This is a genomic window from Lysinibacillus sp. FSL K6-0102 (genome assembly GCF_038003545.1).
Lineage (GTDB): Bacteria > Bacillota > Bacilli > Bacillales_A > Planococcaceae > Lysinibacillus > Lysinibacillus capsici.
The window spans coordinates 3,039,557-3,052,595 of the sequence record NZ_JBBOPH010000001.1; the positions used below are offsets into that span (position 1 = coordinate 3,039,557).

The 13,039-nt window shown below is 40.7% G+C and carries 14 protein-coding genes and 2 riboswitches; of the genes, 4 read left to right on the forward strand and 10 right to left on the reverse strand.

Features of this window, described 5'->3' with window-relative positions; all coding sequences use genetic code 11:
- Positions 1–5: 5 nt before the first annotated feature.
- Genes NYE73_RS15525 through NYE73_RS15570 form a run of 10 tightly spaced genes read right to left on the reverse strand, consistent with a single transcriptional unit; the run spans position 6 to position 9,347 of the window.
- Positions 6–1,127 (reverse strand): cobalt-precorrin 5A hydrolase, encoded by a 1,122-nt coding sequence (locus tag NYE73_RS15525; protein WP_048392350.1) that lies wholly within the window; start codon positions 1,125–1,127, stop codon positions 6–8.
- Entirely contained in the window at positions 1,120–1,905 is a 786-nt protein-coding gene (gene cobM / locus NYE73_RS15530) for a precorrin-4 C(11)-methyltransferase (RefSeq protein ID WP_259950818.1), read from the reverse strand. The genes NYE73_RS15525 and cobM overlap by 8 nt, the downstream gene beginning before the upstream one ends.
- Positions 1,905–2,612, reverse strand: a complete 708-nt coding sequence (cobI, locus tag NYE73_RS15535) for a precorrin-2 C(20)-methyltransferase (protein WP_259950819.1) — start codon at positions 2,610–2,612, stop codon at positions 1,905–1,907. The genes cobM and cobI overlap by 1 nt, the downstream gene beginning before the upstream one ends.
- A complete protein-coding gene (gene cbiE, locus NYE73_RS15540) occupies positions 2,605–3,825 on the reverse strand; it encodes a precorrin-6y C5,15-methyltransferase (decarboxylating) subunit CbiE (RefSeq protein ID WP_259950820.1) in 1,221 nt (406 codons plus the stop codon). The genes cobI and cbiE overlap by 8 nt, the downstream gene beginning before the upstream one ends.
- Entirely contained in the window at positions 3,782–4,915 is a 1,134-nt protein-coding gene (locus tag NYE73_RS15545) for a cobalt-precorrin-5B (C(1))-methyltransferase (RefSeq protein WP_004231305.1), read from the reverse strand. Before NYE73_RS15545 ends, cbiE begins: the two co-directional genes overlap by 44 nt.
- Entirely contained in the window at positions 4,915–5,574 is a 660-nt protein-coding gene (locus NYE73_RS15550) for a precorrin-8X methylmutase (RefSeq protein ID WP_004231303.1), read from the reverse strand. Before NYE73_RS15550 ends, NYE73_RS15545 begins: the two co-directional genes overlap by 1 nt.
- A 12-nt stretch (positions 5,575–5,586) precedes the next feature.
- Positions 5,587–6,348, reverse strand: coding sequence for a precorrin-6A reductase (gene cobK / locus NYE73_RS15555; RefSeq protein ID WP_103118386.1), 762 nt, complete (start codon positions 6,346–6,348; stop codon positions 5,587–5,589).
- Entirely contained in the window at positions 6,345–7,289 is a 945-nt protein-coding gene (locus NYE73_RS15560; RefSeq protein WP_259950821.1) for a sirohydrochlorin chelatase, read from the reverse strand. Before NYE73_RS15560 ends, cobK begins: the two co-directional genes overlap by 4 nt.
- 14 nt (positions 7,290–7,303) lie before the next feature.
- Positions 7,304–8,971: a precorrin-3B C(17)-methyltransferase gene (gene cobJ, locus NYE73_RS15565; protein WP_048392344.1), complete on the reverse strand. Its 1,668-nt coding sequence runs from the start codon at positions 8,969–8,971 to the stop codon at positions 7,304–7,306.
- 4 nt (positions 8,972–8,975) lie between these two features.
- Complete coding sequence (locus tag NYE73_RS15570) at positions 8,976–9,347, reverse strand: (2Fe-2S) ferredoxin domain-containing protein (RefSeq protein ID WP_004231296.1); 372 nt, start codon at positions 9,345–9,347, stop codon at positions 8,976–8,978.
- Positions 9,348–9,493: 146 nt separating this feature from the next.
- A riboswitch (cobalamin riboswitch) is annotated at positions 9,494–9,675 on the reverse strand.
- A 251-nt stretch (positions 9,676–9,926) separates the two neighbouring features.
- Positions 9,927–10,111, forward strand: a riboswitch (cobalamin riboswitch).
- Between the two features lie 149 nt (positions 10,112–10,260).
- Here NYE73_RS15570 and NYE73_RS15575 point away from each other — a divergent pair.
- Genes NYE73_RS15575 through NYE73_RS15590 form a run of 4 tightly spaced genes read left to right on the forward strand, consistent with a single transcriptional unit; the run spans position 10,261 to position 12,895 of the window.
- Positions 10,261–11,007, forward strand: a complete 747-nt coding sequence (locus tag NYE73_RS15575) for an energy-coupling factor ABC transporter permease (protein ID WP_115673360.1) — start codon at positions 10,261–10,263, stop codon at positions 11,005–11,007.
- A gap of 3 nt (positions 11,008–11,010) precedes the next feature.
- Positions 11,011–11,283 carry an energy-coupling factor ABC transporter substrate-binding protein gene (locus NYE73_RS15580; RefSeq protein WP_009370241.1) on the forward strand — a complete coding sequence of 91 codons (273 nt, stop codon included), beginning with the start codon at positions 11,011–11,013 and terminating at the stop codon, positions 11,281–11,283.
- Between the two features lie 5 nt (positions 11,284–11,288).
- Entirely contained in the window at positions 11,289–12,062 is a 774-nt protein-coding gene (gene cbiQ / locus NYE73_RS15585) for a cobalt ECF transporter T component CbiQ (RefSeq protein ID WP_054549197.1), read from the forward strand.
- Positions 12,059–12,895 (forward strand): energy-coupling factor ABC transporter ATP-binding protein, encoded by an 837-nt coding sequence (locus NYE73_RS15590; RefSeq protein ID WP_259950823.1) that lies wholly within the window; start codon positions 12,059–12,061, stop codon positions 12,893–12,895. Before cbiQ ends, NYE73_RS15590 begins: the two co-directional genes overlap by 4 nt.
- Positions 12,896–13,039 lie beyond the last annotated feature (144 nt).

The following is a 13,039-nucleotide window of genomic DNA, read 5'->3' on the forward strand; positions in this document are numbered from 1 at the left end:
CCTCCTTAAAATAGGTATCTAGCAACTGAAATCGTAGCATTACCCGATTTTTTCTTCTCTAATAGAAGTGATGGAACCTGTGCATAGCGCATAGCTGCTGGTTCACTCACTCCGTATGCACCTGTATATTTAAAGACTGTTTCAGAGGGTGATGGAAATTCGATTTCATTTAATTCATCCGGTGTATACGTAACGAACTCCCAATCATATTTCTTCGTAATCTCTAAGAAACATTGCTCATCTTTCTTCAAATCAATCGTGCATAAGGCTTTCACACTTTTTTTCGAAAGCTTTAGCTCTGCCAAGGTTTCATCGATTACTTGTTCAATTTCCTCTAAAGATGTACCACGGTTACAGCCCATTCCTAGCACAATGGATTTTGGGCGATAAATAACACCGTTTTCTAGAAGAACCTCTTCTTCAGGTTCAATGATTCGATCTGTTATTAATAATGTGGCATGGGGAGTAGCTTGGATGGCTGCCTGTGTTGATGGATAGATTTTAATTTGCTCTGGCATCGGTGTATCACGCATCCACCAATCACGTTCGCCTGTTTCCTGTACAATGGCTACATGTTCCTCATTTACAACAGATGCACTAACTGGTGTCAATTTATCCGCACTATCCCATACCCAGCCAAAGCGGGCTCCAAATAAATCAACTGGAATCGTCTTTTGTACATCAGAAGCCGTTGTAATAATCGGATTTGCACCAAGTGCAGCTGCCACCTCGTGTGTTAGCTCATTGGCACCACCTAAATGCCCTGATAATACGCTAATAACATTTTCCCCTCGATCATCAATCACCACAACACCTGGGTCTGTCTTTTTATCCTTTAAAATCGGCGCAATCATTCGTACAACTGCCCCTAGTGAAATAATTAAAATCAACCCTTTATATTGCTTAAATAGTGTTGGCAATAGCAGGCGCACTGTTCCTGTAAATAGTTGAATATGCTTTTCTTCTTCATCGCCTTGTTCAAATTTACTCATATAATATAAATCACTTGCTGCAAAGGTTTGCTGCAGACGACGTCCTATTTGGACACCATGCTTCGTAATGGCTACAACGGCATAAGGATTACGTTGATCAACCTCTGGTAACACACCCTCTTGTAACTCAATCACTTGTCTTCACACCTTTTCTAAAGCCGTGTGTAAAGCTTGCATCATATAACTTCGAACGATATTGATCTTTATCATGAATGTTCGGGTCTAATGCCCAGCCCGCTAAAATCATCGCATGCTTACGAATACCATTCACACGCATCGCTTCATCTAATTCGATTAAAGTTGTTCGTACGATTTTTTGATCGGGCCATGAAGCTCGTTGAATAACTGCTACAGGCGTGTTATCAGCCCAACCAGCACTTTGTAGCTCTTTGACAATTTTTTTCGTCAGCGTTGCACTAAGGAATAAGGCAATTGTACAATGATGGCTCGCTAAATCACGCAGCTTTTCAAATTCTGGTACGGGTGTGCGCCCCTCTGCACGTGTTAGAATAAGGGTTTGTGTTAGATCAGGAATTGTTAGCTCAGCTCCGATTGCAGCGGCCGATGCAAATACAGAGCTAACTCCTGGAATGACTTCATACCCAATGCCTTCCTTTTTTAATAGCGCAACTTGCTCCATAATGGCACCATACATCGCTGGGTCACCTGTATGCATACGTGCCACTGTTTTACCAGCATTGACTCGGTCCACCATCACAGCAACCATTTCCTCCAAATGCATACCAGCTGTACGAATGACCTCCGCATCTGGTCTAGCTTTCGCAATAAGGTCCTCACTCACTAAAGAATCTGTATACATGACAACGTCCGCTGTTTGTAACATATGTAAACCTTTGACTGTAATTAAATCTGGATCACCAGGACCAGCGCCGACAATATAGATTTTTTTCATTATTTACGCACCACCATTAATGTTAAATATTCTAAATCGACACCATCCAACTCACGCACATCCCAAATGATTTCTTCATCAGATGTTACCTTTGTCACCACGGATGCTTTATCTAATAAATCTAAATCGCGTAGCACTTCAAGCATTAAATCAATCACTTTCGCCACTTTAATAAAAACAACAGCATCATGTGTTTCAATCGCTTCACGCATTGCTTCGTAATTGTCATACGCAGGAATAATCGCAACACGATCATCACCATCCGCTAACGCAATGCCTAAGCGTGATGCAGAGCCATTAAACGAAGAAATACCTGGTACCGTTCGAATTTCGACATCTGGATGCTTGTCCTGCATTAGCTTCATCATATGAATAAACGTACTATACAATAATGGATCGCCCTCTGTAACAAAGGCTACATCTTTGCCTGCTTGTAATTTTTCGTAGACAAGTTCTACTGACTTTGTCCATTCACGTTCTAGAATAGCCTCATCTTTCGTCATTGGGAATACAAGACCAAGCATATCTTTTTCTTCTGGATTAATATACACATCTACAATACGATGGGCATAGCTTTTACTGCCTTTTAGCTTTTTTGGGTAAGCAATAACAGGTGATTCCTGAATCACTCGAAATGCCTTTACTGTAATTAATTCTGGATCGCCAGGACCAACGCCCAAGCCATATAAAATTCCTAGATTACTCATGATTTTCTTCCTTTCGATAAGCGGAAATAATGTATATTGGATTTAATGGAACAAAGCGTGTCATATCTAAAATTGGTTTACTGCGTGCCAGCTGAGCCTGTAAAATGTCAACAGCAAAACCACAAGCTTTAAATGCCTCAACAGCTTTATATAAATTTTCAATAGTCGCCGCATTTAAGACAATGCGCCCATTTTGCTTTAAACGCTGACAGCATAATTGCAGTAACTCAACCATTTCACCACCAGTGCCCCCGATGAAAATGGCATCAGGGTCTGGAAAGTTGTCTAAACCCTCTGGTGCTTTACTATGGATAGCAGTTATATCGACTCGAAATTTTTGTTGATTTTGAAGACAGTTTTCTAAATCAGGGGCATTTTTTTCTACAGCAAAAACTTGTCCCTCAGGAGCAAGCTTACCTGCCTCAATAGCCATGGATCCCGTACATGTGCCAATATCCCAAATAATGCTATCCCGTTGAAGCTGCATGGCTTGCAAACTTAAAACTCGAATTTCTTTCTTCGTAATAAGTCCTTTATCTGGCTTTCGTTGTGAAAATTCCTCATCATCAATCCCAAGTGTGTAGCGTTTCGGTGCTATTGTTTGTTTTAAAACCACGACATTTAAAGGAGAAAAATGAGTAACTTCCATTTCATCGAGCGAGTACCAGCCACTTTTTTCGTTGTCGCCCTGTAAATTTTCGGCTACAAACGCACAATATTCCGTCATACCAAAATACTTTAAATATCGAGCAAGAGCATTCGGACTATTCTCTACATCTGTTAAAAGTGCTACTTTCTTTTTGCCATCAATTCGCTGTGCCAAGCCCTTCATTGGTCGTCCATGAATACTCGTTACGTAAGCATCCTGCCAGCTCTCTCCCATTTTCGCAAAGGCCAGCTGGACAGAGCTCATATATGGATAAACCTCTATTTGTAGCTTTTTGGCTAAATAGCCTCCGATGCCATAAAATAATGGATCTCCAGATGCAAGAATCACAGTATTTCTTGTTTCTTCAGACAATCTTTCAACAAGTGTTGAAAGACCTCCTTTTATCAAGATTTTTTCACCCATAAAGTCTGGGAAAAAATCAAGTACTCGCTCACCACCAACAAGTACCTCACAGTCTTCAATCCACTGAAGGTATTGGGGTAATAAGCTTGCTAATCCGTTATCCCCGATCCCAATCAACTTCATCGATCGATGCAATGTCATCAGCCCTTCCTAATAATTGTCCCTGCATCGAATAGATCGATGTGGAAAGCGTTAAACCGCCCTTAATATGATGGATAGAGGAGTAGCAGCAGGCCTCACATAAACGATGGAAGAACGCATCATAGCCCTTCTCCATCATCATCTCACCCACTTGTGAAGCTGTATTTGCCTCCAGAACTTGTGCTATCGTTTCTCTATCTGCCCCTATATCCTCTGCCAGTTGTGCTAAAAAATTAAAATCGATTGGTGCACTTTTGGAATGCACCATCATGACTCCTTGTGCGACTTTAGAAAATTTCCCCATCATCCCAACGAGTGAAACTTGTTTGATGCCTAGACGCTTACAATGCTTTAATGTAAAACCTACAAAGTCACCCATTTCAATAAACGCTTCTTCTGCTAGATGTGGGTATTGTTTCATTGCAAACTTCTCACTTCGTCCACCTGTTGTCACCACTAAATGCTCACAGCCAGCCTCTTTCGCTACACTGATGGCTTGGACAATACTGGCCATATAAGCAGAACTCGAAAAAGGCACGACGGTTCCCCTTGTGCCTAAGATTGAGATGCCCCCAAGTATACCGAGTCGTCCATTTAACGTTTTTTTAGCAATCTCCTCACCCTTAGGTACAGAAATCACCACATTCACGCCTCGAGTAATGTGAAATTCGTCCAACACACCTTGGACCGTGCTATAAATCATTTTACGGGGTACAGGATTAATGGCTGCCTCTCCGACAGGCACTGGCAGGCCAGGCTTTGTGACACGCCCGACGCCAATACCTCCATCTAAATGAATCCCAGGTGTATCTGCCCAGCTCACTGTGCCAACGATGAGTGCCTGATGGGTCGCATCAGGATCATCACCAGCATCTTTAATCGTTTCACAGCTGACAGCATTTTCTTCAAATATGCATTTTTCAATTGTAAAGGTTGCATCTCGACCAATAGGTAAATGAATCGTACTTGTCTCTTGCTCCTCCTTAGTAATAAGGGCAAGCAGTGCAGCCTTTGATACAGCAGTTGCACAGGCTCCCGTCGTATAACCGTGACGCATGTCCTTGGGGTCCTTTTTTGGCTTCCGCTCCATTATTTTTTCGCCTGTTCGTCCGCTAAAAGTGAGATGGCATTTAAAGCAGCAACCGTCACTGTACTACCGCCTTTACGACCAACATTTGTAATGTACGGAATCCCTTCTAGTTTAAGCAGCTCTTCTTTTGACTCAGCTGCTGACACAAAACCAACAGGCATACCGATAATTAAATCTGGTTTTGCTAGCCCTTCTTTAATTAATCGAATCAATTCCAGCAATGCAGTTGGTGCATTACCAATGGCATAAATACCACCTTCATGTAATTTTGATGCCTTTTGCATCGAAATAATGGCACGTGTTGTATTTTGTTTTTTCGCTTCTATTGATACATCTTCATCCGCAATATAGCAATGCAAATCACCACCATGTTTTTGGAAACGCTTTTTACCAGAGCCACTTTCAATCATTTGCACATCTGCAATGACATGACGTCCTGCAAGAATAGACTTGATACCCGCTTCAATAGCACCTGGTGTAATGATGACACTACGACCTAGCTCGAAATCAGCTGATGCATGGATAATGCGACGTACAACTTTCCATTCATCTTCTGAGAAGTCATGCTCGCCCATTTCCTCTGCAATAATAGAGAAACTGTAATCGTAAATTTTATCTGGGTCTACCGTTAATGGTTTAAAATCTGTTTTAAAATCCATGGAAAATGCCTCCTAAATTGTATGTTCAACAGCCTGTAATACTTCTTCAAATGTTGAATATTGTTGGCCGTACTGTATATTTGGTCGTGCAATAAGAATCGTTTCAATCTGGCATGCGAGAGCTGCCTCTAGCTTCTCATCAACTGAGCCCACTTTACCGCTTTCCTTGGTAATCATCAATGTCACTCCGTATTGACGAAATAGAGCTTCATTTAATTCCTTTGAAAACGGACCTTGAATAGCCACAATATCTCGCTGCGCCACGCCAAGTGCCTCACATTTTTCCATATTATCCAGTCGTGGAAGCATACGAGCGATTACTCTTGTGTTTTCTAAGCCCTGTAAAACCCTTGTAAATGTAGCGAGTGTTTTACTACCTGTCGTTAGCATAATGACACCGCGTTTTTCTGCAGCTAGCTGAGCTGCCTCCTCATAATCCTTTACAACAGTAATCAAAGGATGGGCATAATGTTCATGAGCTCTTTCATAGCGAATATAAGGAATCTTTGCCTGCTTTGCCGCTGCCATCGCATTTTTAGAGGCTTCCTCCGCAAATGGATGAGAAGCATCTACCACCAATTGATAGCCCTGCTCTGTCATGATGGTCGCCATTTCCTCAGCTGTCAGTCTACCGATTAAATGTGGCAGGCCAACGTCAGCAAGACTAGAGGCTGCCGACTCAGTGACGACCGTAGCGGTTACCGCATAACCTGCACGTTGTAATGCTAGGGCTAGATCCCTTGCATCACTTGTCCCTGCTAACATGAAAATCATTTTACCGGCTCCTCTTCATGATGATGGTGATGGTCATGGTCATGATGGTCATGCCCATGATCGTGATGGTCGTGATGATGATGCGCATGTCCATGATCGTGATCGTGATCATGATGGTGATGATGATGTGCATGTCCATGTACTGCCGCATAGGCGCGATAATCTTCTAGATCTTGCATACCTGTTGATGTACCGTTGATTGCCTGTTCAATACGCTCTAATAAAACATTTTGTAACCGTTCATGGTAGCCAAAATAGTTAGCAATTTGAATATCACAATCTGGATAAAGTTCATTAAACTTCTCACACATGCCATGCATGCGTTCCATCAAAATGCCTGTGAATAAAAAGTATGGTAACATGATGATTTTTTTTGCACCTAGTTTGACACAACGTTCAATTCCTTCTTCAACTCGTGGATCTGTGACACCCATAAAAGCACTTTCTACGTATTTTACAGGTAGTTTTTCCCATAAGAGTCGCGTGATTTTATAAAAATCACCATTAGCAGATGGATCACTGCCACCTCGTGCAATCAATAAAATCGCTGTGTCTTCCTGCTCTTGTTCTGAATTAAAGCCAATTTCAGCTAGGCGATCTTGTAAAATGGCAAAGATTTCATCATGGATACCAATTGTTTGACCATATGTGAAGGTAATCGTTGGATAATGCTCACGCGCATGCTCGATTTCCGCTGGAATATGCAGTTTTGAATGGCCTGCATGCAGTAAAATGATTGGAATTACATGTACCTCTGTAGCTCCCTTTTTCACACAGTTTGTAATACCTTCTTCGATGTTAGGTGAAGCAAATTCAAGGAAACAAGTTTCCACTAAAAATTGTTCATCAATACGAGGTGTCATTTGTTCGATAAATGTACGAACCTCATCATTTCCTGCTGCTAAACGGCTCCCATGGCCGACAAATAAAATAGCTTTCATCTCTCTACTCCTTACTAGTCGCCGCACGGAGCTGGCTCTACTTTTATTTTGGAAGACATATCTTGATACGTAAAATGCAGTATCTTTTTCACACGTTTAAAATATTTAAACAAGCGTTCATTTGGATGAGCATTTGCTTTATATTCTTCAATAATATCTGTAATGAGTGGAATCAGCTGCTCAGGCTCCAGCCCTTCTACAACAGGCTGTGCTGCGTGTGCTGTACGACCGACTGGTTTTGCTCCAATAAAGACATCAAATTTACTTTTGCGGTAGACGATGCCAATATCATCAAATACAGCCCGATAACAGGCCATCCCACAGCCATTAAAGCCAATATTTAATGTCTTCGGTAAGGACATACCGCCTAGTTTTTCTTGTATTTCCTCTGCATATGGTATTGAATCAGCCTTTTCACCGTAGCAAAAATCACAAGCCTTCAGTGATAACACATCACCAATCGGGGCTAATAAAAACCCTACTTCCTGTAATTTCTCTGTGATCTGTTCAGGGGCAGTCGTTGGTATTTTCAAATGAATTTGATGATCTGGTGTGTATTCCATCGTCCCCTCATCCCCAACGACCTCCGCTAACGTCATCATTTGCTGGGGAGTAAAAAACTTATTGGCTACACCAGGACTTACTGCTAATTCAAAAATAGATTCTATTTTTTGCTGTACAAGCTTCGGTGTTACTTTGACTGCGCTTGTCCCTTTTACCATTGCAAGTGCCGCTGTAGCCATTTCAAGAGCTGTTTTTTTCGGCTTTGGCGTAGCGGCTATACTGGGTTTATTAAAGCGCCCTGCATTAGGGTCAGCAGTAAAGTCATTTCGCGCTGTTCCTGTCTCTTGGTTCATTGCCCAAGGTTCATTTTCTTCGCGTAAACGTTGATGTGGACGTAATGGCTGTTTCTCTTCACCCAGGGTATATTTACGTTGGTAACCGCGGGGCGTAATCATCTTATTGTCATAGAAAAATGTTGACGAATTCCCGATAATGACAGTTGTCAACATACCAATATCATGTTCTAGCATTTCTGCTAGTGTTGTCATGGTCACTTCTTGACGTTCTCGATAGGCACTTTTCACAAGCCCAACTGGTGTGTCTGGCGAACGATATTCTAAGAGTATTCGTTGAGCCTCGACAATTTGTCTTGTTCGACGTCCACTTTTAGGATTGTATAAAGCAATGACAAAGTCCGCCATTGCAGCTGCCTCGACACGCTTTGCAATTAAATTCCAAGGTGTTAGATGGTCACTCAAACTGATTGTACAAGCATCATGCATAATAGGTGCACCAAGTATGCTAGCGCATGAATTAATCGCAGAAATCCCAGGAACAATTTCTACTTCAATTCCTGTTGCTTCTGTCCAGCCTAGCTCAATTAACACCTCATAGACTAAACCCGCCATGCCATAGACGCCTGCATCACCACTCGAAATTACTGAGACGATGCTCCCTGCTTCGGCTTGACGAACGGCTTCCTGTGCACGCGACACTTCTTCTGTCATGCCTGTACTAACAATCGATTTTGCACTTACTAAATCTTGAATCAGCTCTACATAGGTTTTATAGCCTATAATCATATCACTTTGTTGTAAAGCCTCTACTGCACGTGTCGTAATATGCTTAAAATCTCCAGGTCCAAAGCCTACTACGAAAATTTTTCCTTTTTGCGCCATGTTGTTACCCCTCTTTCACCTTTTCGATCCCTTTAATGGCAGTTGTTTGAGCAGTACGCTGTAATGTACCTTCACGAAGTGTAAAGACATGTTCGTTGTATAAGGATTCATGATGTAAATCTTGTACTAGTGTTCTAGCATGCTCTGTTGATGGCACACGATACCAGTTTCCTTGAGGATAAGCGATTACCACACAAGCATCCTTGCAGCGTCCATTACAGCGCGTTCTTGTCGTATGTATTTCCTGATCGAGTGCTTGCCGCTGTATCTCATCTCGAATGGCTAAGGTAATTTCCTCCCCATCCTTTTTCATGCAGCTACTGCCATTGCAAATAAAGAGATGTGTTTTCATCCCCTCTAAATTCCAAGTTGTCATCTTCTGTCTCCCCTCATTTGCTTTTTGGAAAAAGAAAAACCTTTACTCTATAACGAAGAGTAAAGGTTTTGTAGAAGCCAAATAAAAACGAATAGAATGAAATACAGGTACCCGCTTTCGCTTCAACTTCTCCCTCCGAAAAGTTTGCATGCACAATCAAATAAGCAGGTTTCCTGACTTAAGCTTCATTTTACTGTCGCACCTTCCCAAGTTTGTACCAGTGGCTTTGCGATTTCATCAGCTATTACAGTAGCGGGGGCTGTATTGGATTTTCACCAATTTCCCTATTATCTCGAACTATTCGAGCACTTATTGACGTTTTATATGAAATTTTTATTAGAATTTTAAATAGAAAACTGTCTTTATCATATCTTATTATTTTAAAATTTCAATATTTCTTTAAAAATTTATGACAAATTTATCAATTTTGAATGGAACTAGGTATGAATTTTATACAATCTATATAATTTGCGCACAAAATTTTATCAGAATATTCACCGTTGACCTTTAATTTAAAAAATTTCATAAAAGGTATAGCATATTTATGGAAATTCATGTTACACTTTGTCGTGAAATCTCACAATTTGAATGTTTTTCGGTGCAAAGTGCTTGTCATTTTGCTTAAAAGGGAAGCCGGTTTGAGTCCGGCGCGGTCCCGCCACTGTAATAGGGAGCTTTATAGAATATGTCACTGTCCAACGGATGGGAAGACCTATAAAGCATTGAACTAGAGCCAGGAGACCTGCCGAAAAATAAGTGATCGTTTCAACCTACGAGGATAGGTGTGCGGCTTAGCAGATGAGACTGTTATTTGCTTTTTTAGCTATGCACTTTTCCACCTAAGGAGAAGTGCTTTTTTTAATTACGCACGCAATATTCTAAAAATCTATTAATTAGTTAGGAGGAAAGCTTTTTGACATTATCATGGTGGAAACTTAGTTATTTTTTACTGGCCTTTTTAATCGTGCCAAAACGTGCCTTTGCCATGCATATCATGGAAGGTTTTTTACCAATCGAATGGGCTATTTTTTGGTGGGTGATCTCTATCCCATTTATCATTCTAGGATTGCGTTCTATTCGAAAAACCATTGATGAAAATCCTGAAACAAAAATGCTTTTGGGGCTTTCAGGAGCCTTTGCCTTTGTGCTATCCGCCCTAAAAATCCCTTCAGTTACAGGTAGTTGTTCTCACCCAACTGGTGTAGGACTTGGGACAGTACTCTTTGGCCCTCTAGCAATGAGTGTAATTGGAACAATCGTTTTATTATTTCAATCTTTATTATTAGCTCATGGAGGAATTACAACTTTAGGGGCTAATGCCTTTTCTATGGCTATTGTTGGTCCTTTTATTGCTTACTTTGTCTTTAAAGGGGCTCAAAAAGTAGGGTTGTCATTTTCACTAGCCATATTCTTTGCAGCTATGCTTGGTGATTTAGGTACATACATTGTGACTTCTGTACAACTAGCACTAGCCTTTCCTTCAGAGGTTGGAGGCTTTATGGCATCCTTTACAAAGTTTGCAGGTATTTTTGCCTTAACTCAAATTCCTTTAGCAGTGAGTGAAGGAATTTTAACGGTCATTGTGATGAATTTCTTGAAAAAATACAATGTTAGCGAATTAAAAACGTTACGTGTTTTCTCAACAAAGGAGGCACATTAACAAATGAAAAAAAATTTATTGTTATTAGCAATTGTTGTGTTGTTAGCCATCATTCCCTTATTCATACAAAAAGGTGCTGAATTTGGTGGTGCTGATGGAGAAGCAGAAGCAGCTATTGGTGAAATTAATGCGGAATATGAACCATGGTTTGAAAGTCTATGGGAGCCACCAAGTGGTGAAATCGAAAGCTTATTATTCGTGCTACAGGCAGCTATAGGAGCTGGCTTTATTGGCTACTTCATCGGCTATATGCGTGGCAAACACAAAGAAGGTTAACCATTATGTTACTCATTGATAAGTATGCCTATCTGAATAAGCTAGCGTCCGTTCATCCGCTAGAAAAAATGATATTTTCACTTGGACTACTTCTCATAACGCTCATCATGAGAGATGAACGACTTTCACTCATTACATTTTTTGTAATGAGTGCTTTTATCATTTTAGGTGCAAAAATTCCGCTTGCATACTACGGCAAATTATTATTGCTACCTAGCTTTTTCTTATTAACAAGTCTCGTATCTATTTTACTTTCCTTTACATCATCAACGAATACACTCCCTGCCCATATTTGGTCGTTTACATTTAGGAATTGGACTGTCTTTATTGGGAATGCAAGTGTGTTAGCAGCGCAACAGCTGTTCTTTATTGTCCTTGGTAGCATTAGTTGTTTATACTTTTTAATTCTAACCACTTCCGTACAAGGAATATGTTATGTGCTACGACAATGGCGACTCCCCTCTTTATTAGTGGAGCTCGTCGAACTAATCTATCGTTTTATTTTTATGTTTTTAGAAAGCATGCAAAATATACATCTCGCCCAGCAAGCACGTCTTGGCTATCATTCACCGATGCAATGGCTACGCTCTGTCTCCATGCTTATTGTGGCATTATTTGTGGAAATGTTTCAGCGTAGCCGAGAGCTCAACAATGCCATGCAATCACGTGGAGGCGAGGCCGTCTACTGGCAAGAGATGGGCTCTTATAGCAAGAAAAATTGGCTAGGCATGGCAGCTATTTTACTAGTCCTCATCGTATATGGAGGGTATTTTACATGACAGCATTTTATTTTGAACTCAACCAATTATCTTATGCCTATGCGGATGGTACGAAGGCGTTGTCAGATATTACATTAGACATTCCAAAAGGTAAAAAAATCGCCATACTTGGACATAATGGCGCAGGAAAATCGACTTTATTTCAGCATCTTAACGGTATTTTAAAACCTACAGCTGGAACGATTGTATTCGAAGGCAACGATCTGGAATATAGTCGAAAAGCTTTAAAGGCCCTACGCCAAAAAGTCGGCATTGTTTTTCAGAATGCAGATCATCAGCTTTTTTCAGGGACCGTCAAGCAAGATATAGCATTTGGCCCATTGAATCTCGGCTGGTCTACTGAAAAAACGGAAGAAAAAATAGCATGGGCCGTTGCGCAAACCGAAGTGGAAGATTTGCTTGATAAACCCATTCATTTTTTAAGCGTAGGTCAGAAAAAACGTGTAGCAATGGCAGGTGTTTTAGCGATGGAGCCCTCTGTCCTTTTGTTAGATGAACCAACAGCAGGTCTTGATAATTATTATGCTACACAAGTATTACAATACTTAGCCAATTTAGATGATGGTGAGAGAACCATTTTACTAGCAACCCATGACATACCTCTCGCCTATGAATGGGCCGATCTAATCATTGTTATGGAGGCTGGAAAAATTATTTATAACGGTGATCCAATCACCTTGTTTTATGAAGACGAATTGTTACATCGCGCGCATCTTGAACGTCCATGGATTTTTGAAATGGTCATAGCTTTGCAAAAAAAGAAGCTATTGCAGGAAAATATCAACATCCCTCGTTCCAAGCAGGAGCTACAACAATTAATAGAACAGATCTAAAGCTTTTAACAAGGCTAGGTTTTTTCGTTATACCTACCAAAAATTAAAATAGCAAAGAAAAATTTTCCTCCATTACGAAACTTTTCTAATCTTTGTCCGTATTAATATAGTCGAGATTTAATTTATAACACCAAGGAGAGATAA

Bases quoted from the DNA above. Each gene is read 5' to 3' on its own strand.
- cobM (WP_259950818.1), bottom strand. From the start codon at position 1,905: ATGAAAAAAATCTATATTGTCGGCGCTGGTCCTGGTGATCCAGATTTA.
- cobI (WP_259950819.1), bottom strand. From the start codon at position 2,612: ATGAGTAATCTAGGAATTTTATATGGCTTGGGCGTTGGTCCTGGCGAT.
- cbiE (WP_259950820.1), bottom strand. From the start codon at position 3,825: ATGACATTGCATCGATCGATGAAGTTGATTGGGATCGGGGATAACGGA.
- NYE73_RS15545 (WP_004231305.1), bottom strand. From the start codon at position 4,915: ATGGAGCGGAAGCCAAAAAAGGACCCCAAGGACATGCGTCACGGTTAT.
- NYE73_RS15550 (WP_004231303.1), bottom strand. From the start codon at position 5,574: ATGGATTTTAAAACAGATTTTAAACCATTAACGGTAGACCCAGATAAA.
- cobK (WP_103118386.1), bottom strand. From the start codon at position 6,348: ATGATTTTCATGTTAGCAGGGACAAGTGATGCAAGGGATCTAGCCCTA.
- NYE73_RS15560 (WP_259950821.1), bottom strand. From the start codon at position 7,289: ATGAAAGCTATTTTATTTGTCGGCCATGGGAGCCGTTTAGCAGCAGGA.
- cobJ (WP_048392344.1), bottom strand. From the start codon at position 8,971: ATGGCGCAAAAAGGAAAAATTTTCGTAGTAGGCTTTGGACCTGGAGAT.
- NYE73_RS15570 (WP_004231296.1), bottom strand. From the start codon at position 9,347: ATGACAACTTGGAATTTAGAGGGGATGAAAACACATCTCTTTATTTGC.
- NYE73_RS15580 (WP_009370241.1), top strand. From the start codon at position 11,011: ATGAAAAAAAATTTATTGTTATTAGCAATTGTTGTGTTGTTAGCCATC.
- cbiQ (WP_054549197.1), top strand. From the start codon at position 11,289: ATGTTACTCATTGATAAGTATGCCTATCTGAATAAGCTAGCGTCCGTT.
- NYE73_RS15590 (WP_259950823.1), top strand. From the start codon at position 12,059: ATGACAGCATTTTATTTTGAACTCAACCAATTATCTTATGCCTATGCG.